This is a genomic window from Streptacidiphilus sp. EB129 (assembly GCF_041262645.1).
In the GTDB taxonomy this organism is placed as follows: domain Bacteria; phylum Actinomycetota; class Actinomycetes; order Streptomycetales; family Streptomycetaceae; genus Streptacidiphilus.
Map to the genome: position 1 here is coordinate 1 of NZ_JBGCCS010000027.1, position 19,539 is coordinate 19,539.

Here is a 19,539-nt window from a genome sequence, read left to right on the forward strand (position 1 = left end):
CCGCTGAGTAGTACTTGTGCACCATCGGTGCCATCTCTTCCTCTGAATCCACGAGATCCAGTGTCCGTGATGTCCACCGATTGGGGGGAAGCCCCTCCACCCGCACCGAAGCGGCCGATCTGCTGGCCAAGCTGGTGCAGATCACCACCGACCGCATGGCCCTGTGCCGTGCGAGCGGGGCCCGCTCGATCTGGGAACTGCCCGACAAGCTCCAGCCGATCCCGGTGATCGTGCTGGTGGACGAGGTGGCCGAGCTGTACCTGATGGCCACCAGCGCTGATAAGGCAGAGGTGGGGCAGGTGGCCACCGCGTTGCTGCGGTTGGGACAGCTCGGGGCGGCGCTGGGAGTGCACCTGGTCATCGCTGGCCAACGCGTCGGCTCCGACCTGGGCCCTGGGGTCACCGCCGTCCGCGCCCAACTCGCCGGCCGCGTCTGCCACCGCGTCATGGACAAGGGCACCGCCGAGATGGCGCTCGGTGACCTGGACCGTGATGCGTTGGCGGCAGCGCAGCAGATCACTACCGGGCAGCAGGGCGTTGCGGTGGCCTTCGGTGACGACGGTGGATGGATGCGGGCCCGCTCCATCCTGGTCACTCCCGACCAGGCGAGGCGCACCGCCGAGAAGTACGCGCACCTCACGCCCGCCCTGGACCGGTTGGGGATCTCGGACGGCACGGAGGGGGTGTATCTGCCGTGACCATGACCCTGCCCCTGGTGGCGTTCCTGGCCGTGGTCGTGTTCCTGCTGGTGCGCTCGGGCGAACTGCGCGCCTGGCAGGTCGTCCTGGTGGCCCTGTTCGGGTTCTACCTCGCCCGCACTCACCTGGCCGACCCGATCGCGGCAGCTGTGACCTGGATCGTCCAGGGCCTCACTCACACCACTTAATCGAACTGGAGTTCCCATGCGATCACGATCACCCTGCCCCATGCCTCCGTCCAACGCCGTGGCCTCCAGTCACCCGGGCTTCCGCCTGGTGTGGCTGGGGCTGCGGCCCCTCCCCTGGAGCCACCCATCATGACCACCTTTGATCAGCCCTCGAACCCCTTCGAGGACCCTGCCACGCGCCGCGCCCACCTGGCACAGCTCGACCGCATCGCCCAACTCGACAGCACCGACCGGGACTTGGTGCGCCTGGGTCAGATGCCCAACCTGGGCCGCTGGTTGGAGCAGATCACCGCGACCGGCGGATGCGCCCATCCGATCTACCTGTCCGGGCACACCACCCGCTACAACACCGCTACCGGCGAGATCCACAGCTTGTTCAGCACCCGCGACGAACCGGGCGAACGCCTGGCCATGCGCTGCCGCAACCGACGCGCCACCTACTGCCCCTCCTGCTCCTGGCAGTACAAGGGCGATACCTTCCACTTGGTCAGCGCGGGTCTGAGCGGCGGCAAAGGCGTTCCCGCCACCGTCGGCACCCACCCCCGCGTGTTTGCCACGCTCACAGCCCCCTCGTTCGGAGCGGTCCACGAGGCCGGGGAGTGCCACTCCCGGCGGCGAGCCTGCGCACACGGATCGGCCAGCGGTTGTGCCCTGGTACACGCCGACACTGATCCCCTGGTCGGACAGGCTCTGTGCCCTGGCTGCTACGACTATGCAGGGCACGTGTTGTGGAATGCCCACGCGAGCTCCCTGTGGAAGGCGTTCAGCGACAACCTGTACCACCACCTCGGCACCCGCTCGGGCGCCGGTCGAACCGCCGTACGACGCGTCTTGCGCATGTCCGCTGCCAAGGTCGCCGAATACCAGCGTCGCGGGGCGATCCACTTCCACGCCGTGATCCGACTGGACGGACCGACCGGACCGGCCGACCCGCCCGCGCCCTGGGCCACCACAGCCCTGCTCCTCGACGCGGTGCAGTCGGCTGCGGCGGCCGTGGCGCTGCCCGCCCCCGACTCCTCCGCGTACGGGCAAAGGCGGCTCAGCTTCGGTAGGCAGATCGATGTCCACCCGCTCATCAGCGGGGACGGTGGGCGGATCACGGACGAACGGGTCGCCGCGTACGTGGCGAAGTACACCAGCAAGAGCGTGGACAGCAGCGGGGCCCTGGACCGCCGTATCAAGTCCCATGCCGACCTGCGCCACCTGCGGGCCCCGGACCACGTGCGGGCGTTGGTCGGCACCTGCTGGCGACTCGGCGGCCTGCCCGAACTGGAACATCTGCGGCTGCGGGCCCACTCCCACATGCTCGGCTACCGGGGCCACTGTCTGACCAAAACCCGTGCCTACTCGACCACTTACCGGGACCTACGCGCCGAACGCGCCGCCTACCGAACCGGATACCCGGCGGCGGCAGCGGATGTGGCGGTGGATGCGAACTGGCGCTACGTCGGACGGGGCTACACCCCTGGTGAGGCGCTGATAGCGGCGGGGATCGCTGAGGATCTGGCGCGGTCGCGTGAGCTGGCACGGGAGGACGCGAGGGAGTCGGATCATGACCGATGACCGGGCGACCGTCGGAGGAGTCCGCGTTCACGGCCGTTCCGTGTGGCGGGTCAGCTCGCCATCGGTGGAGATCGCTACGGCGGTGGGCGCTGAAGTTGGTGGGGCTGCGCCCCGTAGGGGCTCCGATGTGTGGTTGTTCCGTCGCGACTTCGCCTCCTGGGACGCGGCCGGCGTCCTCGTCGCTGCGGTAGTCGCCGTTCTCGGGTGGGCGGGTGGGGCACGGCGCGATGGCGGGCGGGTTGACGGCACATGGTCGGCTGCGGATGACCTCGACGGCGGGGACCCCGTGGGAGATGGCCTGTCCCCCGGGTGGGCGGGTGGGGTACGGCGGCCTCCTGGGCGGGTTGGAGGCACGTCATCGCCTACCGGCGGGCCTGGCGTTGGTGGCCATGGGGGGTGACCTGGGCCCCCGGCCAGCGACGGAAGCGGAGACAGCGACATCGGACGATGCAGCTCAGCGTGCGACTGCCGACTGGGAGTGGGCTAGGCAACAGGCGCTCAGTGCTCCAAGGTGGTCGGATGAGAAGTGGCGACGGATGAACGCGCTGCTTCGCATCAAGGTCGCGGATGGCGGCGGCTGACACCACCGCCATTCCCCCACCTAGTTGATCTTGACCGGCTGGGCCCCTAGTCCTCGTTGTTGGGGATGGGATCCAGCCGGTCACGCAGTGGTACCCGGCGGCCTTTGCCGACTGGGTGCACGACGATCGCCAAGTAGGCGTTCTCCACGTAGGCGCGCCTCTCCGCCAACGTGATCCCTTCGCGGTCCCACTCCTTCGCCATGTCGACCCGTTGGCCCGGGACGACTTGGGACCTGCGCTGCCAAGCGTTGCGCTCCTTGATGAGCGCGCGTTCCTCTGCCTCGTACTCGGCAAGATCCTGGTAGTACCGTTCGGCGCTGATAGTCCTACGGGCGGCTCGGGCCGCAGCGATGTCCTCTCGTACCCTTTCGAGCTGCGACTCTTTGGACCACTCGCCGGCGGCGGTCAGGGCGTCACGTTCCTCCGCCTCCAACTCATGCTTGGCAATGATCATCTTCCTGACCAGCTCGTCAGCGTCATACCCGTTGATCGCCACGCCGCCGCATCCTGGTCCCCTGACACCGGAGGGGCAGAGGTATTCGTAGTAGCCCTCTGGCTTCTTGCGGCCCGGGGATGCCTTCATGGCGCGCATCTTCATGCCGCAGCCGTCCTTACCGCAACGCAGGATCCCAGAGAGAAGATAGACCCGAGCATTCCGGCCGGTCCCTCGCCTTGGCGCGTTTTCGATCATGTACGTGATCGCCTGCCACTGCTCGACGGTGAGGATGGGGTCCTGTTGGCCTTTGACCGGCTGTCCCTCGTCGTCGTACACGGGAACCGCATACCTGTTCTCCGCCTGCGTCTCCGGGTTGAACTCGCTCACGTAGTGGCTGCGGTATCCGCAAATGCGGGGGTTCCTCAGAACCTGCCTGAGGGTCTGGATCGTCCATTTCTTTCCGCTGGCCGAACGTACTCCCGTCCGATTCCACTCGGCGACGATCGATGACCAGACGGCTGCGCCCGTGAGGATTCGGTGCGCAGCGTCGCGCAGATGCTTCGCTTCCGTCGGCTCAAGGGTTCGGCGGTCCTTCTGCCAACCGTACGGGCGGGGCCCGCCGGTGGGGATGCCTGCATCCCGCATCGCCTTGTGCTTCCGCTTGACGCGCCGTGAGGTGTCTGCCGATGACTTGTTGTTCATGGCGGTGATGACTCGCGCCATGGCTCTCCCGTTGTCTGTCAGGAGGTCGAGACTGCCCGTGATGTCGATGATGGGCCGGTGGTGTTGCTCCACGACTTCGATCGCGTCTTCGAGGTGCCTGGGGTCTCGGGTCAGGCGGTCGATGTCGTAGACCATCAAACCGTCGATGCGCTCCCCGTTCGGCGCTCGACCTGCTTTGAGGTCCCGGAGCGCACCCTCGAATATGGGCCGGATGACACGATAGACAACCTGACCGTCAGGCTGGCGGACGCGCTTCCGCTTCCATGCTGAGGTGTCCGGCTCGGTGTAGGTGTAGACGTACCGGCCTCCACGCGCCTCGACGAACGCACGGTTGTCCTTCTCCTGCTCGGCCCTGCTCTTGATGTCTCTACCCGTGATGTATCGAGGCTTCTCTGACTCTCTGTCAGGATCTAACTCGCCTTCTGCTTCCTCGGTAGAGAGGCGGGTCAGACCTGCCCAACTCTGACCCGTGAGGTCTCCCCACTGCACCCGCTTCACTGCTTCGTCGCTCATGCATTAAAACTACATCTAGCAGGACACTGGCCGCCGTAGGTGAACGCGTTCTGCACCTCGGCGGCATCGTTGGCGTAGAACTGGAAGGCCGCGCCGGCCACGAAGACCGAGCCGAAAATGGTCGTCCCGCAGACCACCAGGCTGACCATGACGAGCACCTTGAGCGGGCTCCAGGACAGGTCGAGCCGGCTCAGCGACCAGGCCAGCACCAGCCCCGACTGGGCCACCCGGCCCACCCGCCGCAGCGCGAAACGGTCGGCGCTCAGCTGGGCCAGCGCGGCGGCGGGGCGGACCAGCACGGTGTCCACCGAACCGTCGCGGACCCGCGCCCCGAGCTGGTCCAGGCTGCCGACCAGCAGGTCGGCCAGCCCGAGGGCGACCCCGGAGGTCCCGTACAGGAACGCGACCTGGGGCAGCGTCCAGCCGCCCAGCGAGGAGGTGTGCAGGAACATGATGGCGATGACCGCGAAGTCCAGCACCGAGGTGGCCGCGTTGCCGACGGTGGTCATCCAGAACGACGCCCGGTAGGCGAGCGAGGCCCGCAGCCACATCCCGGCGACCAGCCGGTACGCCCGCAGTGCCTCGCGGGTGCGGTGCAGCGCCGAGGGCGGGGAGTGCGGGGCGAGGAGGTCAGCCACCCTGGACCACCACCCTGCGCATCACCGCGCGCTGCAGCAGCCGCCCCGCGCCCAGCAGCGCCAGGGCCCAGCCGACCTGCAGCGCGAGCCCGGAGAGCAGCGCCGCGCCCTGGCGGCGCTGCAGGAACACGTCCGCCGGGATCTGGAACATCGCCGCCCAGGGCAGCCGCTGCATGACCGCCGCGAGCAGCGGCGGGAACAGCGACAGCGGCAGCAGGAAGCCGGAGCAGAACATCCCGAGCAGGACGCTGACCTGCCGCACGCCCCGGGCGTCCAGCATCCAGAAGCCGGCCAGCGAGGCGAGGTAGCGCAGCGCGAAGCTGACCACCACGCCGAGCGCCACCGACAGCAGCGCGGCGGCCCAGCAGAGCGCGGCCGGGCCCGTGCCGTCGGCCGGCAGCCGCAGCCGGAAGACCAGCCCGCCCACCAGCATCGGCGCGATCCCGCGTGCCAGCAGATGGAAGCAGGCCCGGCCCAGGTCGTTGGCCAGCCACCAGAGCTGCAGGTCGGCCGGGCGGTAGAGGTCCACGGCGATGTCGCCGGAGGTGATCCGGGCCTCCAGGTCGTCCTGGAAGCCGCCGCCCATGGCCGCGACCGGCATCAGCAGCGCCTGGCCGATCCAGACGTAGGTGAGCGCGGCGCTGAGGTCGTAGCCGCCGAGGTGCGGGCGGACCCGCCACAGGGCCTGGTAGGTGTAGGCGATGAAGAAGCCGAAGACGACGTTGGTGAGGACTCCCGCCCAGGTGGCGGTGCGGTAGGTGGCGTAGCGGCGGAAGCTGCTGCGGCCGACGGCCGCGTACAGCCGTGCGGCGTCGTACAGCCGCGCGGCGTCGCGCGGAAACGGGTGGCGGGGATGTCCGGGTAGCGGGGCGAGGGCACTGAGCTGTGCCATCAGGGGACCACCGTCCTCTCATGGGTCGATATGTCGACACAGAGCACCCCGGCACCGCCCTGGTGCGCGGGAACGCCAAACAGGCCCCGATCGCGGACACCGGGGGGTGTCGACGAGGGGCTTCTGCTCGCTGTGTCGCTCTGAGGTTGTCGGACCGCATCGCGGCCGTGGAACTGCGCATTCCTGGCCGCGCCTTCGCAGGGTAGCGGCTCGGTCACAGCTCCGCAGGTGTTTTGTCTGTCACAACCACGCCACAGATGCCCGTCTTACACCCATTCGGGGCATTGGCTACCGCAGGATGAGAGACAGTGGGACACGATCCAGGATCGGGTCAAGCCCGGACCAACAGGCACATAATCAAGCTCGAAATGTTCACGAACAGTCGGGCTGCACGGTCAGGACGAGGAGCGGTACGCGGATGAGCCAGGCGCCCGAAGGACCCCAGGGAACCGGAAGGGGCCCCGACGACCCCGACGGGCCCGGCCATCCGCTGACGGAACACACGCTCGAATCCGAGGACCGCACCGAGGGCGGCGGCATGGGCGCCAGCCGCCGCGACCGCCGCCGCGCCAGGCGCACCGCCCGCCGGAACGCCCGCAAGGCCCTGCCCTGGTGGCGCCGGGCGATCCCCACCTGGCGGATGGCCGTCAGCGGCCTGCTCGGCGTGGTGCTGCTCGGCGTCGGCGCCTTCGTGACGATGTACATGCTGGTCACGGTGCCGGACCCGAACGCCGCCGCGACCGCCCAGAGCAACGTCTACTACTACTCGGACGGCAAGACCGAGCTCGGCCGCACCGGCCAGACCAACCGGATCTCGGTCCCGATCGACCAGATCTCGGTCAACGTCCAGCACGCCGCGGTCTCCGCCGAGGACCGCACCTTCTACAGCAACAACGGCGTCAGCCTCAGCGGCACCCTCCGCGCCGCCTGGGACACCCTCAGCGGCAAGGGCCTGCAGGGCGGATCCACCATCACCCAGCAGTACGTGAAGAACTACTACCTGACCCAGGACCAGACGGTCAGCCGCAAGGCCAAGGAGTTCTTCATCTCGCTCAAGGTCGACCAGACCGAGAGCAAGGACCAGATCATGGCCGGCTACCTCAACACCAGCTACTTCGGCCGCAACGCCTACGGGATCCAGGCCGCCGCCCAGGCCTACTACGGCGTCAACGCCTCGCAGCTCACCGTCCCGCAGTCGGCCTACCTGGCCGCACTGCTGCAGGCGCCCAGCGCCTTCGACGTCGGCACCGCCACCCAGGCCGGCCGGACCGCCGCCGTGGCGCGCTGGAACTACGTGCTCGACGGCATGGTGAAGCTCGGCTGGGTCAGCCAGAGCGACCGCGGCGCGATGGCCTTCCCCGCCACCAAGCCCGCCGGCGCCACTCCCGGCGTCTCCGGCCAGGCCGGGTACCTGATCGACATCGCCGACCAGTACCTCAACGACAACAACATCGTCGACCCGGCCAGCCTCGCCGCCGGCGGCTGGAAGATCACCACCACCTTCGTCAAGAAGAACCAGGACGCCCTGGCCGCCTCGGTGAAGAAGGAGTTCAGCGACCAGCTGCCGAACACCGCCAAGGCCAAGGACGTCCGCGCGGCCGGCAGCTCGGTCGACCCGGCCACCGGCAGGATCGTCGCCGCCTACGGCGGGCCGAACTACGCCACCCAGCAGTTCAACGACGCCACCCGCACCGACATCCAGGTCGGCTCCACCTTCAAGGCCTTCGACCTGGCCGCCGGCCTGCAGAACAACGCCACCACCCAGGACGGACGCACGATCACACCGTCCACCGTCTACGACGGCACCAGCGGCCGCCCGGTCCAGGGCCTCTCCGGCGGGCGGTCCTACGCCCCGCCGAACGAGGACGGCCAGGACTACGGCCCGATCAGCCTGCGCTACGCCATGGTCAAGTCGGTCAACTCGGTCTACGCCCAGGAGGCCGTCGACGCCGGCCTGGACAACGTCCGCAAGGCGGCGATCGCGGCCGGGCTGCCGCAGGACACCCCGGACATGAGCGCGAACAACCCGGCCCTCGCGCTGGGTGTGGCCACGCCCAGCGCGATCCAGATGGCCGGCGCCTACGCCACCCTGGACAACCACGGCCAGCAGATCACCCCCTGGTCGGTCCAGGCGCTCTCGCACGACGGCGAGGCCAGGGCGCTCCCCGCGCACCAGACCACCCAGGCCTTCGACCGCGGCACCGCCGACGCGGTCACCTCGGTGCTGGAGGACGTGGTCAGCCCCAACGGCACCGGCTACGTCGCCGACGGCCTGGGCCGCCCCGCGGCCGGCAAGACCGGCACCACGGACGACAACAAGTCCGCCTGGTTCATCGGCTACACCCCGGAGCTGGTCACCTCGGTCGGCCTGTTCGCGGAGGACCCGACCACCCACGCCCGGCTGTCGCTGGGCGACGCCGCCGGCGTCACCCGGGTCAACGGAGGATCGTTCCCCGCACAGATCTGGACCGACTACATGAACACCGCGCTGGGCGACTCCCCGGTCCAGGACTTCACCCTGCAGGCCCCGGTCGACACCTCCACCAGCATCCCCAGCAGCACCCCGAGCACCACCAGCCCCACCCCCACGCCCCCGGCGACGGCCACGCCCACGCCCAGCTTCACCCTGCCGCCGACGCCGACCCCCACCTTCACCACCGCCCCGCCGACCCCCACCCCGACACCGACCCCGACGCAGAGCGCCACCAGCGCCCCGCCCACCGCGGCGGCCCTGCCCAACCAGACAGGCCAGCCATAGCGGCGGACGAAACCAGGGGCCGGGCCCGCGCGCGACCTATCGGCGTGCGGGCCCGGCCCCTGTGATGACGATCAGAGGGATCGGAGGAATCAGAGGTACAGGCCGGTGCCGCCGTCGCCCTCGCCGACCCGTTCGGCGGCCACCGCGTGCACGTCGCGCTCGCGCAGCAGCACGTAGAGCTGGCCCCGCACCTCGACCTCGGCGCGGTCCTCCGGGTCGTACAGCACCCGGTCGCCCGGCTCGATGGCACGGACGTTCTGGCCCACCGCGACCACCGCCGCCCACGCGCACCGCTTGGACAGCTCGGCGGTCGCCGGAATCAGGATGCCCCCGGTCGAGCGCCGGTCGCCCTCGGGACCGTCCGTGCGTACCAGTACCCGGTCGTGCAGCATCCGGATGGGCAGCTTCTCGCCGAAGGAGCTGTGGCGGTCGTCGTCGCGGGCGCGCTGGGATGCCGTCGAATCACTCACACCTGCGACCGTACACCGAGCCGAGGAAGGCGCGGCGGACTCGACCGGTCACCGAACAGCACCCACCCCGGGCCGCCCGCCTCGCGCCACCGGCCGCACACCCTCCGCACGGTCCGGCCGTACCGACCCGACGCCGGACCACGCGCCCCTGCCCCGTCCCCCGAGCCGGCGCTACTTGCGGCGGCGCAGCAGGACCACACCGGTCACGACCGCCGCGGCCAGCGCCGCAGCCGGGACGATGCGCTCCGGACGGGGATTGCCCTTCTCGTCCACGAACTGCGCCCGCGCCTGCTCCACGCCCCGGTTCAGGGCCACGAACGCGCGCCCGACGGAACGGTCCACGGCGGCCTTCGCGTCCGCCTTCGCCTTGCCGACCAACGTCGACGGGTGCACCGCGACCGCGAGCTCGTCGAGCGTGGCCGCCAGCTGCCGACGGGTGCGGACGATGTCCGCCTCGATCTGCGCCGCGGTACGCCCGTCCGGACCCGTGCCCTTGCCCCTCGTCCCGACCTCGCCCACGAGCCCGCCTTCCTCCGTTGCCGCCTGTCCGCTACGCCTACCGACAGTCTGTCAGGTCGCCCGCCGCCACGCGCAGCGGCACCCCGCCCTGTCCGTGTCCTGGAGTACGTTCGTCATCGGGTACGACCACCATCCAGACGCACAGGAGCACTCCTCATGAGGCTGCAGCCCGGCGACACCGCCCCCGCCTTCACCCTTCCCGACGCGGACGGCAAGCAGGTCTCCCTCGCCGACCACCTCGGCCGCAAGGTCATCATCTACTTCTACCCCGCCGCGCTGACACCCGGCTGCACCAAGCAGGCCTGCGACTTCACCGACAACCTCGACCTGCTGGCCGAGGCCGGCTACGACGTCATCGGGATCTCCCCGGACAAGCCCGAGAAGCTGGGCAGGTTCCGCGAGAAGGAGCACCTGAAGGTCACCCTGGTGGCCGACCCCGAGAAGGAGGTGCTCATCGCCTACGGGGCCTTCGGCGAGAAGACCATGTACGGCAAGACCGTCACCGGGGTGATCCGCTCCACCCTGATCGTGGACGAGCAGGGCAAGGTCGAGCACGCCTTCTACAACGTGAAGGCCACCGGTCACGTCGCCAAGCTGATCCGCGACCTCAAGATCTGACGCCGCACGCCGAAGGGGCGGCGCGCCACCGGCGCACCGCCCCCTCCGCTCTGCTCCGCCGCAGGACCACTGCGTCGCGGGACTACTGCATGGAGCTGTTCATCGTGTTGATCAGCGTGCCGGAGGCGTCGTCGCCCTCGAAGGAGAAGGCGAAGATGCCGCCGAGACCCTTCGAGGTCGCGTACGCGCCCCGCGCGGTGATCGCCTGCGGCGTGTCACCGGTGTAGAAGTTGGTGCCGTCGTAGATCCACGAGCTCTGCGTGGTCGGGTCCCAGTGCACCGTGGAACCGGTGGTCAGGCCCTTGGCCGCGAGCTCCTTCCAGTCCGCGATCCCGGCCTCCTGGGTGTAGGTCTGCGCCGGGCTGGCCCCGGTCGCCGTCTGGTACAGGCCGTAGTTGCTGCCGGCCGGGACGCCGGTCCAGCCGCGGAAGTAGAACGGCACGCCGAGCACGATCTTGCTCGCCGGGAAGCCGCCGGTGATGCCGTAGGACGAGTCACCGGTGGTGTAGGCCTTGATGGTCTCGTCGATGTTGTACTTCGCGGTGCCCGGCGCGATGGCGGTGCTGGGGTCTGCGGCGGTGTCGTGCAGGGGGTCCTGCAGGTTGGTGGGACCGGCCGCGTCCCAGGCGCCGTGCATGTCGTAGGTCATCACGTCGCCGTAGTCCAGCGACTTGGCGATGGCGGCCGGCTGGATCAGCGCGATCTTGTCCTGGCCGCTGGGCAGGGCCGCGGTCAGCAGGAAGTGCTTACCGATGCTGCTGCCGTAGGCGTCCAGCTCGCTGCGGAACTCCGCGAGCAGGGCGGTGTAGTTGGCAGTGTCGGCGGCCGAGGTGTGGTTGCCGGTGTGGCCGCCCGCCGAGGCCGGGTACTCCCAGTCGATGTCGATGCCGTCGAACAGGCCGGCCGCCGAGCCGGCCCCGCCGGAGGCGTCACCGGAGATGTTGGTCGGCAGGTTGCCCTTGATGAACATGTCGATGCAGGAGGACACGAACGCCTTGCGGGAGGCGTCGGTGGCGGCCGCGTCGGAGAAGTACTTGGAGTAGGTCCACCCGCCGATGGAGAGGTTGATCCGCAGGTTCGGGTACTTCGCCTTCAGCTCGCGCAGCTGGTTGAAGTTGCCCTTGATCGGCTGCGACCAGGTGTCCGCGCTGCCGTCGACGCTGATGTCGCCGGTGTAGGACTTCTGGTAGTCGGCGAAGGCGTCACCGGCGCCGTCGCCCGCGTTGGGGTCGGCCTCGTTGGTGGAGTCGCTGGCCTTCACGGCCTCGAAGCAGGTGTGCGAGGTGGGATCGACATTTTCGAACGCGTAGGTCAGAACCTTCATGTTGGCCGCCGCACCCGAGGTCCCCACGTTCTTCGGGTAGTAGGCGTTGCCGTAGATCGACCACTGGTCGAAGTACGCCGACTTCATCGCCCCGGTCGCCGCGGCGCCGGTGGTCGCCGCCACCGGCGCGGACTGCGCGGAGGCATGGCCGTCCTTGTCGTACCCCTGGACGGTGAAGGTGTAGGCGGTGTTCGGCAGCAGCGAGCTGACGGTCACCGAGGTGCCCATCGAGGTCGCCACCAGGTTGGCGCCCGAGTACACGTAGTACCCAGGGGTGTCACCGGTCTGCGAGTTGTCGGCCGCGGCGCTCCAGGACAGCGTCACCGCGTTGTCGGTGACCTTCGCGGTGACCCCGGCCGGGGTGGCGACCAGGCCGTCACCGGTCGGGCCGGTGCCCGAACCGCTGGTGCCGGTGCTGCTCGGGGTCGGCGTCGCGGTCGGGGTCGACGAGGCGCTGGCGCTCGGAGTGGAGGACGCGGTGGGCGTGCTGGACGCGGACGCGCTGGCCGAGGCGGACGCCGAGGGCGAGGAGCTGGAGGCGCTCGCGCTCGGGCTCCCGGTCGCGCCGCCCGGACCGGTCAGCGTGATGTCGTCGGCGTAGTACGAGCCCTGCCCGTACCAGCCGTGCACATAGACCTGCACCGAGGTGGTCGACGCGCTGGTGGTGAAGGAGGTCGACAGCTGCTGCCAACTCGTGGCGCTCGGCGTCCAGTTGCTCGCGGACACGCCGGTGCCGGTGGCACCGAGGTACACGTACGCGCCCTGGACGTAGCCGGAGAGGCTGTAGGTCGTGTTCGGCAGCACCGTCACGGTCTGCGCGCACTGGGCGTCGTCACCGGAGGAGGCGGCGCCGAGCAGCGCGTACGAGCCGCTGTGCACGGGGGTGCCGACCACGCTGTCCAGCGTGGAACAGCTCCAGCCGCTGAGGTTGCCGCTCTCGAAGTCACCGTTCGCCAGCAGGCTCGTCGACGCCGCGTTCGCGCCGGTGACGGTCGCGGCGAGCGCGGCGGATCCTGCGATCAGTACGGTCGCGGTGGCAAGCGCGGTACCGCGCTTCATCCGCCGCGAACTACCGTGGGGGGCCGACGGGGTGGCACGTTCTGGCATTGCGGTGCTCCTGGAGTGGGAGTGGGGGTGAAGGGCGCGACCGGCGGCTGCCGGACGACGCCCGAGGGGCGCCCGGCCAGAGGATCCGGTCCGTCTGGTGGGCGACACCCGCGCCGGGCTGTGAGCACGACATGCTGCGGTATCTCGTGGGGGTACATGCCGTGACCCGACGCGGGTGGACTGTGGGGAGCTCAGCCGGTGAACTGCGTGATGATCTTCGTGAAGTCGTAGGGGTTCTGGGTGACGCTGCTGCAGGCACCGTCCGCCCAGTTGTGGGCCACGCTCGGGTCGCAGGCCCGGTCGCGGTTGACCGACCAGTAGGAGAAGGCGGCGGCGTGGTTCGACTGCACGAAGCCGAGCAGATCGGTGAAGGTCGACTGGGTGAACAGCTCGCTGGGCTGGTCGGTGTGACCGTTCATCAGCTGCACGCTGAGGTGCGACCAGGCGGTGGCCGCGTCCCAGCCGTAGAGCTTCTGCAGCTGCGCGACCACGTCGTTGGCGACACCCTCGGCCGCGACCGTCTCGGTGCTGCCGCTCAGACCGAAGTCGAAGTCCATGATGTTCACCCGGTCGATCCGGGCGCCGTCGTTGATCGCCTGCTGGATCTCGTCCCGGCCGGTGTCCGGCAGGCCGACGGTGGTCATGGGGATGGTGAGGCTGACCTTCAGGCCGGGGTTGGCGGCCTCCAGCTGCTTGATCGCCGCCCAGCGGACCGCCATGTTGGCGTCCAGGCTGCCGTTCTCCCAGTCCAGGTCGATCCGGGTGAGCTTGTACGTGTCGATGACCTGCTGGTAGGCGCCGGCGAGGGCGGCGGAGCCGCCGCAACTGCTGCCCAGCTCGGTGCCGTTGTAGCCGCCGAAGGACACCGCGACGTCACCGCCGGCGGCACGCGCCGCGTTGACGTCCGCGAGCACGGCGGTGTCGGCGGCGACGGTGGTGGACGCGTTCCCGCCCCAGGCGGGGGTGCAGTTGCCGGAGTCCAGCACGAAGGCGAGCAGGAACTCGTTCTCACCGGAGTTGGCGACGATGTCGCTGATCGCCTGCGGCGAGTTGTCCAGCGGCATCAGGTAGACCGGGTGCCGGAAGCCGGTGTCCACCGGCGGCGGGGTGCCGGTCCCGGTGGGGGTGGGCGTCGGGGTCGGCGTTCCCGTCCCGGTGGGGGTGGGGGTCGGGGTGGGCGTCGGCGTTCCGGTACCGGTCGGCGTGGGGGTCGGGGTCGGGGTCGGCCCGCCGACGGGCGGGGGGCCGACCAGCGACAGCGCGTCCGCGCCGAACGTCGGCTGCCCGTACCAGCCGTGCACGTACACCTGCACCGAGGTGGTCGACGCACCGGTCGTGAACGTCGTCGACAGCTGCTGCCAACTCGTGGCGCTCGGCGTCCAGTTGCTCGCGCTCACGCCGGTGCCCGTGGCCCCGAGGTAGACGTAGCTGCCCAGCACCTCGCCGGTCAGCGTGTACGTCGAGTTCGGCGCGACCGCGACGGTCTGCGCGCACTGAGCGTCGTCGGACCCGACCGGCGTCCCGGACAGCGCGTACGTTCCCTGCTGGACCGGGCTGGTCACCACGGTGTCGGCGGTGGAGCAGCTCCACCCGCTCGGACTCCCGCTCTCGAAGCCGCCGTTGACCAGCAGCTGACCGGCACTCGCCTGCGCGTTCCCGCCGGCCGCGAGCAACCCGCCGACCCCGAGGGCCGCCGCGCAACACGCGCCGACCAGCGCTCTTCTGCCTCTGACCGGTGTGGGTCTGCCGTCCATGCCTGCCTCCGCAACGACTCCGCGAACCGAACCTTCGGGACTCACCAGTTGCCACGGCGGTCGGACCGAAGGCCCCCACACGACTCCCCGGTAACCACCGTTTGTTGACGGCTAAATTGGCCTGGACCAACCCCTCCCGTCAAGACCCCATTAGGCAACGTGTCACTTAAGCTTCCTTAAGGTTTCCTGGAAGCCCAGCTCAGAGCACCCGTCTGACCAACTGGCCTAGTCCTATTGGTCTCAACCACATCCAAGGACTCCGCATCGAGCACAGTCACCCGTTGGTGCGGCAAGCTGGACCGACTGCCTGTCATGGCAATAAAATGTGCGTCATGACGGAAAAGGTGTCCGACGGCCAGGTCAGCATCCGCGACCTGCAGCGCAATGCGACCAGCGTGCTCAAGCGCGTCGAGCATGGCGAGACATTGACAGTGACCCGCCACGGCCGGGTGGTCGCACGGATACTGCCCCCGGATCCAGCCGAGGAAGCACTGGCAATCGCGGCGGCGGCGGGGATCCTCGATCTCGACGCCCTGACCAAGGCCCCCACAGCAGGAGATCTGGCACAGCGCCCGCCCGCTCCTTACGAGCCGGGCGAGTCCTCGCTGAGCGAGGCACTCCGGGCCCTGCGCGAGGACGAGGGCGAACGGTGACGCATCGTCTGATCTACCTCGACACCTCCGCCGCCCTGAAGCTCTTCAAGCAGGAAGCGGAGTCGGCCGCCCTCATGGCGTGGCTCTCCACCGAAGGGTCAGCACTCGTCGTCACCTGCGACCTGTCCCGCACCGAGGTGCGCCGGGGCCTGCACGCGGCAGGAGCCTCGCCGAAGACGCGGCAGCAGGCGGAGGATTGGCTGGACTCAGCGGCTGTGCTGCGCCTGCCGCCGGCCCTGTTCGACCAAGCCGGCCGACTGAACCCCGGGGGCACGCTCCGTACGCTGGACGCCATCCACGTCGCCGCCGCGATGAGCGTCGCACCGGCGGTGATCGCCTTCGTCGCCTACGACAAGCGCCTCCTCGAAGCAGCGGCAGCCGTAGGCCTCCGGACCCTCGCCCCCACCTGATCGCCGACCGGCGTGGCAGCGAATACCCGACAGACGCGGTCGGTCCGAACCAGTACGATGCATGGCGTGACGCGGCGGTGGTGAAATGGCAGCCACGCTGGCCTTAGGAGCCAGTGATTCGTGAGAATCGTGAGGGTTCGAATCCCTTCCGCCGCACCAACTGAGGCCCACTCCCCGGCTGGGAAGTGGGCCTCTGACGTCGCAAGACGCTCAGGACAGCAGCTCGCGCACGATCGGGACCAGGCCGCGGAAGGCTTCGCCGCGGTGGCTGATGGCGTTCTTCTGGTCCGGCGTCAGCTCCGCGCAGGTGATGTCGTAGCCGTCGGGCTGCAGGATCGGGTCGTAGCCGAAGCCGTGGGTGCCCACCGGCGCGAACCGCAGGGTGCCGCGGAGCCTGCCCTCGACCACGCGCTCGGTGCCGTCCGGCAGGGCCAGTGCCGCCGCGCAGGTGAAGTGGGCCCTGCGGTCCGGAGGGGCGATGTCGGACAGCTGGGCCAGCAGCAGCTCCAGGTTCGCCTTGTCGTCGCCGTGCCGGCCGGCCCACCGCGCGGAGAAGATCCCCGGGGCGCCGCCCAGCACCTCCACGCACAGGCCGGAGTCGTCGGCGACCGCCGCATGCCCGGTCGCGCGGGCCAGCGCATGGGCCTTGAGCAGGGCGTTCTCCGCGAAGGTGACCCCGGTCTCGGCGACGTCGGGGATCTCCGGGTAGGCGTCCGCGCCGACCAGGTCGACGTCGAGACCGGCCGCGCCGAGGATCGCCCGCAGCTCGCCGACCTTGTGTACGTTGCGGGTGGCCAGGATCAGCCGGGTGGGAGCGGGGAAGAGCGCGTTCATCAGCCCTCCAGGACCTTGCGCTGGATCTCGTCCAGCTCCGCGCAGGCCAGCTGGCCCAGGTCGAGCAGCTGGTTCAGCAGGTCGCGGTCGAAGGGCACGCCCTCCGCCGTCCCCTGGACCTCGACGAACTTGCCGTCACCGGTGCAGACGATGTTCATGTCCGTCTCGGCGCGCACGTCCTCCTCGTAGCAGAGGTCGGTCATCGGCACGCCGCCGACGATGCCCACGCTCACCGCGCTGACCGCGCCGATGATCGGCTCGGCCTTGGCCCGGGTGATCTTCTTCTCCTGGGCCCAGCGCACCGCGTCCACCAGCGCCACGTACGCGCCGGTGATCGCCGCCGTCCGGGTGCCGCCGTCCGCCTGGAGCACGTCGCAGTCGATGGCGATGGTGTTCTCGGACAGCGCCCGGGTGTCGACGACACCGCGCAGCGAGCGCCCGATCAGGCGGCTGATCTCGTGCGTCCGGCCGCCGATCTTCCCGCGCACCGACTCGCGGTCGTTGCGGGTGTTGGTGGCGCGCGGCAGCATCGCGTACTCGCCGGTCACCCAGCCCTCGCCACTGCCCCGGCGCCAACGCGGCACGCCCTCGGTGACGCTGGCGGTGCACAGCACCCGGGTGTCCCCGAAGGAGACGAGTACGGACCCCTCGGCGTGCTTGCTCCAGCCCCGCTCGATGGTGATCGGTCGGAGTTGGTCGAAGCTGCGGCCGTCGTTGCGTGTCATGCCTCCGACCCTATCCGCCCTCCGGACCGCCCCGCACACGCCGACGGCCACACGCCGACGGCCCGCACCAGGGCCCGGCCGGTCGTGCGGTCGGGCGAACGGCGCGGGCCGTCGGCGGCGCCCCTCGCGGGGCGGTCCAGCGGGGCAGGTCACGCCCTGACGGACGCTCAGGCCATCATGTCCTCGATGTCCGCGGCGACCGGGTCGGCGTCGGTGCCGATGACGACCTGGATCGCGGAGCCCATCTTCACCACGCCATGGGCGCCGGCGGCCTTGAGCGCGGCCTCGTCGATCAGGGTGGGGTCCTTGACCTCGGTGCGCAGCCGGGTGATGCAGCCCTCGACCTCTTCGATGTTCCCGATGCCGCCGAGGCCCGCGACGATCTTCTCAGCCTTGCTGGCCATGCGTTTCTCCTGTTCTCGGCCCAATGCGTCGACCTCGGGCAACTCACTGACGGAGTGTCCCTTTGGTCCGCATTGACACGGTAACGCACGGTTGGCCCAACGTCGCGCGCGAAGATCACCGCGCTCACTCAGGATGACTACAACGGGACTCCCATCCCCCGGCGCGGGGCCGTCCGTACGCAACTGGTCTACACCACTTTCCGGTACCGGGGCCAGTCGGCCGCGCAGCGACGACGAGGCGACGACGAGGAGAGTCATGAGTTCGGCGAACGCCGTCGTTCCGCAACGGCCCTGGTGGCAGGGCCTGGTGGGCGGCCTGCAGAAGATGGGACGCAGCCTGCAGCTCCCCATCGCCGTACTCCCCGCCGCCGGCATCCTCAACCGGCTCGGACAGCCCGACATCCACAGCCAGTGGGGTTTCCCGGAGAAGCTGGTCCAGGTCTTCAGCGGGGCCGGCGGCGCACTCCTCGACGGCTCGCTCGGCCTGCCGCTGCTCTTCGCGGTCGGCGTCGCGATCGGCATGGCCAAGAAGGCCGACGGCTCCACCGCGCTGGCCGCCGTGGCCGGCTTCCTGGTCTACTTCAACGTCCTGAAGACCTTCGCCACGTGCACCGGCGCCGCCGCGCTCGGCAGCGGGACACCCGCCGTGCTGAGCGCCGGCGGCGTCTGCGTCACCGGCCCGGCAAAGGGCCCCTGGACCGCCATCGCCCTTCCGGTGGCGCAGAACCCCGGGGTGTTCGGCGGCATCGTCATCGGCCTGCTCAGCGCCTTCTTCTGGCAGCGCTACCACCGGGTGAAGCTGGTGGACTGGCTGGGCTTCTTCAACGGCCGCCGCCTCGTGCCGATCATCATGGCCGGGGTGGCGACGGTTTTCGCGGTGCTGTGCCTGTGGATCTGGCCGCCGATCGGACACGGCCTGGACCGCTTCGCCAACGGCCTGACCGGGATGGGATCGGCCGGCGCCGGGATCTTCGGTGTCGCCAACCGCGCCCTGCTGGTGGTGGGCATGCACCAGTTCCTCAACGTCTTCTTCTGGTTCCAGTTCGGCAGCTACACCAAGCCCGACGGCGCGGTGGTCCACGGCGACATCAACCGGTTCCTGGCCGGCGACCCGACCGCGGGGCAGTTCACCTCCGGATTCTTCCCGATCATGATGTTCGCGCTGCCGGCGGCGGCCCTGGCCATCGCCCACTGCGCCAAGCCGCACCGGCGCAAGGAGGTGACGGGCATGATGATCTCCGTCGGCCTGACCTCCTTCATGACCGGCGTGACCGAGCCGATCGAGTACTCCTTCCTCTACATCGCCCCGGTGCTGTACGGGATCCACGCGGTGCTGACCGGCCTCTCCATGGCGGTGACCTGGGGACTGGGCGTGCACGACGGCTTCAGCTTCTCCGCCGGACTGATCGACTACGTCATCAACTGGAGCCTGGCGACCAAGCCATGGCTGATCGTCCCGATCGGTCTGGTCTTCGCGGCGGTCTACTACTCGGTCTTCCGGTTCGTGATCACCAGGTTCGACCTGAAGACCCCCGGCCGCGAGGACGACACCGAGGAGTTCGAAGAGGCCAACCTCAAGCCGTAGCCGCCCCCGGAAGCACCCGGGCCCCCGACCGCAGGACGGTCCGGGGGCCCGGGTGCTTCGTCACAAACGGAACACGTATGTCCGGATCTTCCTGAACCCGTGCTTAGAATGGTCTACACCAGTTAGTGGTATAGACCTTTTGACCG

At 69.6% G+C, this 19,539-nt stretch carries 18 protein-coding genes and 1 tRNA gene; 9 read left to right on the forward strand and 10 right to left on the reverse strand.

What is annotated here, in order from left to right:
* Positions 1-80: 80 nt before the first annotated feature.
* From ABH925_RS27095 to ABH925_RS27105, 3 genes are all read left to right on the forward strand, one after another.
* Complete coding sequence (locus ABH925_RS27095; protein ID WP_370151756.1) at positions 81-698, forward strand: FtsK/SpoIIIE domain-containing protein; 618 nt, start codon at positions 81-83, stop codon at positions 696-698.
* A gap of 2 nt (positions 699-700) precedes the next feature.
* Positions 701-886 (forward strand): hypothetical protein, encoded by a 186-nt coding sequence (locus tag ABH925_RS27100; RefSeq protein ID WP_370151921.1) that lies wholly within the window; start codon positions 701-703, stop codon positions 884-886.
* Positions 887-1,015: 129 nt separating this feature from the next.
* Positions 1,016-2,449 (forward strand): replication initiator, encoded by a 1,434-nt coding sequence (locus ABH925_RS27105; protein ID WP_370151758.1) that lies wholly within the window; start codon positions 1,016-1,018, stop codon positions 2,447-2,449.
* A gap of 627 nt (positions 2,450-3,076) precedes the next feature.
* On the opposite strand, the gene ABH925_RS27110 is transcribed toward ABH925_RS27105, so the two are convergent.
* The 3 genes from ABH925_RS27110 to ABH925_RS27120 are packed head-to-tail and all read right to left on the reverse strand — an operon-like array spanning position 3,077 to position 6,232.
* Positions 3,077-4,702, reverse strand: coding sequence for a recombinase family protein (locus ABH925_RS27110; RefSeq protein WP_370151761.1), 1,626 nt, complete (start codon positions 4,700-4,702; stop codon positions 3,077-3,079).
* The gene (locus ABH925_RS27115; protein ID WP_370151764.1) at positions 4,699-5,340 is read right to left on the reverse strand and encodes an ABC transporter permease; all 642 of its coding nucleotides are present in this window, start codon (positions 5,338-5,340) and stop codon (positions 4,699-4,701) included. Before ABH925_RS27115 ends, ABH925_RS27110 begins: the two co-directional genes overlap by 4 nt.
* Positions 5,333-6,232, reverse strand: coding sequence for an ABC transporter permease (locus ABH925_RS27120; RefSeq protein WP_370151767.1), 900 nt, complete (start codon positions 6,230-6,232; stop codon positions 5,333-5,335). The genes ABH925_RS27115 and ABH925_RS27120 overlap by 8 nt, the downstream gene beginning before the upstream one ends.
* 418 nt (positions 6,233-6,650) lie before the next feature.
* Between ABH925_RS27120 and ABH925_RS27125 the strand changes: the two genes are divergently transcribed.
* Positions 6,651-8,990, forward strand: a complete 2,340-nt coding sequence (locus ABH925_RS27125; protein ID WP_370151770.1) for a transglycosylase domain-containing protein — start codon at positions 6,651-6,653, stop codon at positions 8,988-8,990.
* An 89-nt stretch (positions 8,991-9,079) separates the two neighbouring features.
* Here the strand turns inward: ABH925_RS27125 and ABH925_RS27130 are convergent, their stop codons facing one another.
* Positions 9,080-9,460 (reverse strand): co-chaperone GroES, encoded by a 381-nt coding sequence (locus ABH925_RS27130; protein WP_370151771.1) that lies wholly within the window; start codon positions 9,458-9,460, stop codon positions 9,080-9,082.
* Positions 9,461-9,631: 171 nt separating this feature from the next.
* Entirely contained in the window at positions 9,632-9,979 is a 348-nt protein-coding gene (locus ABH925_RS27135) for a DUF3618 domain-containing protein (RefSeq protein WP_370151773.1), read from the reverse strand.
* Between the two features lie 156 nt (positions 9,980-10,135).
* Here ABH925_RS27135 and bcp point away from each other — a divergent pair, with 156 nt between their 5' ends.
* On the forward strand, positions 10,136-10,597 hold the full coding sequence (gene bcp, locus ABH925_RS27140) for a thioredoxin-dependent thiol peroxidase (protein WP_370151776.1): 462 nt from the start codon (positions 10,136-10,138) through the stop codon (positions 10,595-10,597).
* An 82-nt stretch (positions 10,598-10,679) separates the two neighbouring features.
* Here the strand turns inward: bcp and ABH925_RS27145 are convergent, their stop codons facing one another.
* A complete protein-coding gene (locus tag ABH925_RS27145) occupies positions 10,680-12,980 on the reverse strand; it encodes a glycosyl hydrolase family 18 protein (RefSeq protein ID WP_370151779.1) in 2,301 nt (766 codons plus the stop codon).
* A gap of 239 nt (positions 12,981-13,219) precedes the next feature.
* A complete protein-coding gene (locus ABH925_RS27150) occupies positions 13,220-14,782 on the reverse strand; it encodes a carbohydrate binding domain-containing protein (RefSeq protein WP_370151782.1) in 1,563 nt (520 codons plus the stop codon).
* Between the two features lie 332 nt (positions 14,783-15,114).
* Here ABH925_RS27150 and ABH925_RS27155 point away from each other — a divergent pair, with 332 nt between their 5' ends.
* From ABH925_RS27155 to ABH925_RS27165, 3 genes are all read left to right on the forward strand, one after another.
* Positions 15,115-15,435: a type II toxin-antitoxin system Phd/YefM family antitoxin gene (locus ABH925_RS27155; protein WP_370151784.1), complete on the forward strand. Its 321-nt coding sequence runs from the start codon at positions 15,115-15,117 to the stop codon at positions 15,433-15,435.
* On the forward strand, positions 15,432-15,845 hold the full coding sequence (locus tag ABH925_RS27160; RefSeq protein WP_370151785.1) for a type II toxin-antitoxin system VapC family toxin: 414 nt from the start codon (positions 15,432-15,434) through the stop codon (positions 15,843-15,845). Before ABH925_RS27155 ends, ABH925_RS27160 begins: the two co-directional genes overlap by 4 nt.
* A gap of 71 nt (positions 15,846-15,916) precedes the next feature.
* A tRNA-Leu gene (locus ABH925_RS27165) sits at positions 15,917-16,004 on the forward strand.
* Between the two features lie 51 nt (positions 16,005-16,055).
* Here the strand turns inward: ABH925_RS27165 and rdgB are convergent.
* The 3 genes from rdgB to ABH925_RS27180 all read right to left on the reverse strand — a co-directional run bounded on the left by rdgB (position 16,056) and on the right by ABH925_RS27180 (position 17,808).
* Positions 16,056-16,679 (reverse strand): RdgB/HAM1 family non-canonical purine NTP pyrophosphatase, encoded by a 624-nt coding sequence (gene rdgB / locus ABH925_RS27170; RefSeq protein ID WP_370151787.1) that lies wholly within the window; start codon positions 16,677-16,679, stop codon positions 16,056-16,058.
* Positions 16,679-17,404, reverse strand: coding sequence for a ribonuclease PH (gene rph / locus ABH925_RS27175; RefSeq protein WP_370151789.1), 726 nt, complete (start codon positions 17,402-17,404; stop codon positions 16,679-16,681). The genes rdgB and rph overlap by 1 nt, the downstream gene beginning before the upstream one ends.
* Before the next feature lie 167 nt (positions 17,405-17,571).
* Positions 17,572-17,808 carry a glucose PTS transporter subunit EIIB gene (locus tag ABH925_RS27180; RefSeq protein ID WP_370151791.1) on the reverse strand — a complete coding sequence of 79 codons (237 nt, stop codon included), beginning with the start codon at positions 17,806-17,808 and terminating at the stop codon, positions 17,572-17,574.
* Positions 17,809-18,064: 256 nt separating this feature from the next.
* On the opposite strand from ABH925_RS27180, the gene ABH925_RS27185 reads away from it, so the two are divergent.
* Positions 18,065-19,393 carry a PTS transporter subunit EIIC gene (locus tag ABH925_RS27185; RefSeq protein WP_370151793.1) on the forward strand — a complete coding sequence of 443 codons (1,329 nt, stop codon included), beginning with the start codon at positions 18,065-18,067 and terminating at the stop codon, positions 19,391-19,393.
* Positions 19,394-19,539: the final 146 nt, after the last annotated feature.

Bases quoted from the DNA above. Each gene is read 5' to 3' on its own strand.
- ABH925_RS27155 (WP_370151784.1), top strand. From the start codon at position 15,115: ATGACGGAAAAGGTGTCCGACGGCCAGGTCAGCATCCGCGACCTGCAG.
- rph (WP_370151789.1), bottom strand. From the start codon at position 17,404: ATGACACGCAACGACGGCCGCAGCTTCGACCAACTCCGACCGATCACC.
- ABH925_RS27150 (WP_370151782.1), bottom strand. From the start codon at position 14,782: ATGGACGGCAGACCCACACCGGTCAGAGGCAGAAGAGCGCTGGTCGGC.
- ABH925_RS27185 (WP_370151793.1), top strand. From the start codon at position 18,065: ATGAGTTCGGCGAACGCCGTCGTTCCGCAACGGCCCTGGTGGCAGGGC.
- ABH925_RS27105 (WP_370151758.1), top strand. From the start codon at position 1,016: ATGACCACCTTTGATCAGCCCTCGAACCCCTTCGAGGACCCTGCCACG.
- bcp (WP_370151776.1), top strand. From the start codon at position 10,136: ATGAGGCTGCAGCCCGGCGACACCGCCCCCGCCTTCACCCTTCCCGAC.
- ABH925_RS27100 (WP_370151921.1), top strand. From the start codon at position 701: ATGACCCTGCCCCTGGTGGCGTTCCTGGCCGTGGTCGTGTTCCTGCTG.
- ABH925_RS27120 (WP_370151767.1), bottom strand. From the start codon at position 6,232: ATGGCACAGCTCAGTGCCCTCGCCCCGCTACCCGGACATCCCCGCCAC.
- ABH925_RS27110 (WP_370151761.1), bottom strand. From the start codon at position 4,702: ATGAGCGACGAAGCAGTGAAGCGGGTGCAGTGGGGAGACCTCACGGGT.
- ABH925_RS27180 (WP_370151791.1), bottom strand. From the start codon at position 17,808: ATGGCCAGCAAGGCTGAGAAGATCGTCGCGGGCCTCGGCGGCATCGGG.
- rdgB (WP_370151787.1), bottom strand. From the start codon at position 16,679: ATGAACGCGCTCTTCCCCGCTCCCACCCGGCTGATCCTGGCCACCCGC.
- ABH925_RS27145 (WP_370151779.1), bottom strand. From the start codon at position 12,980: ATGAAGCGCGGTACCGCGCTTGCCACCGCGACCGTACTGATCGCAGGA.
- ABH925_RS27125 (WP_370151770.1), top strand. From the start codon at position 6,651: ATGAGCCAGGCGCCCGAAGGACCCCAGGGAACCGGAAGGGGCCCCGAC.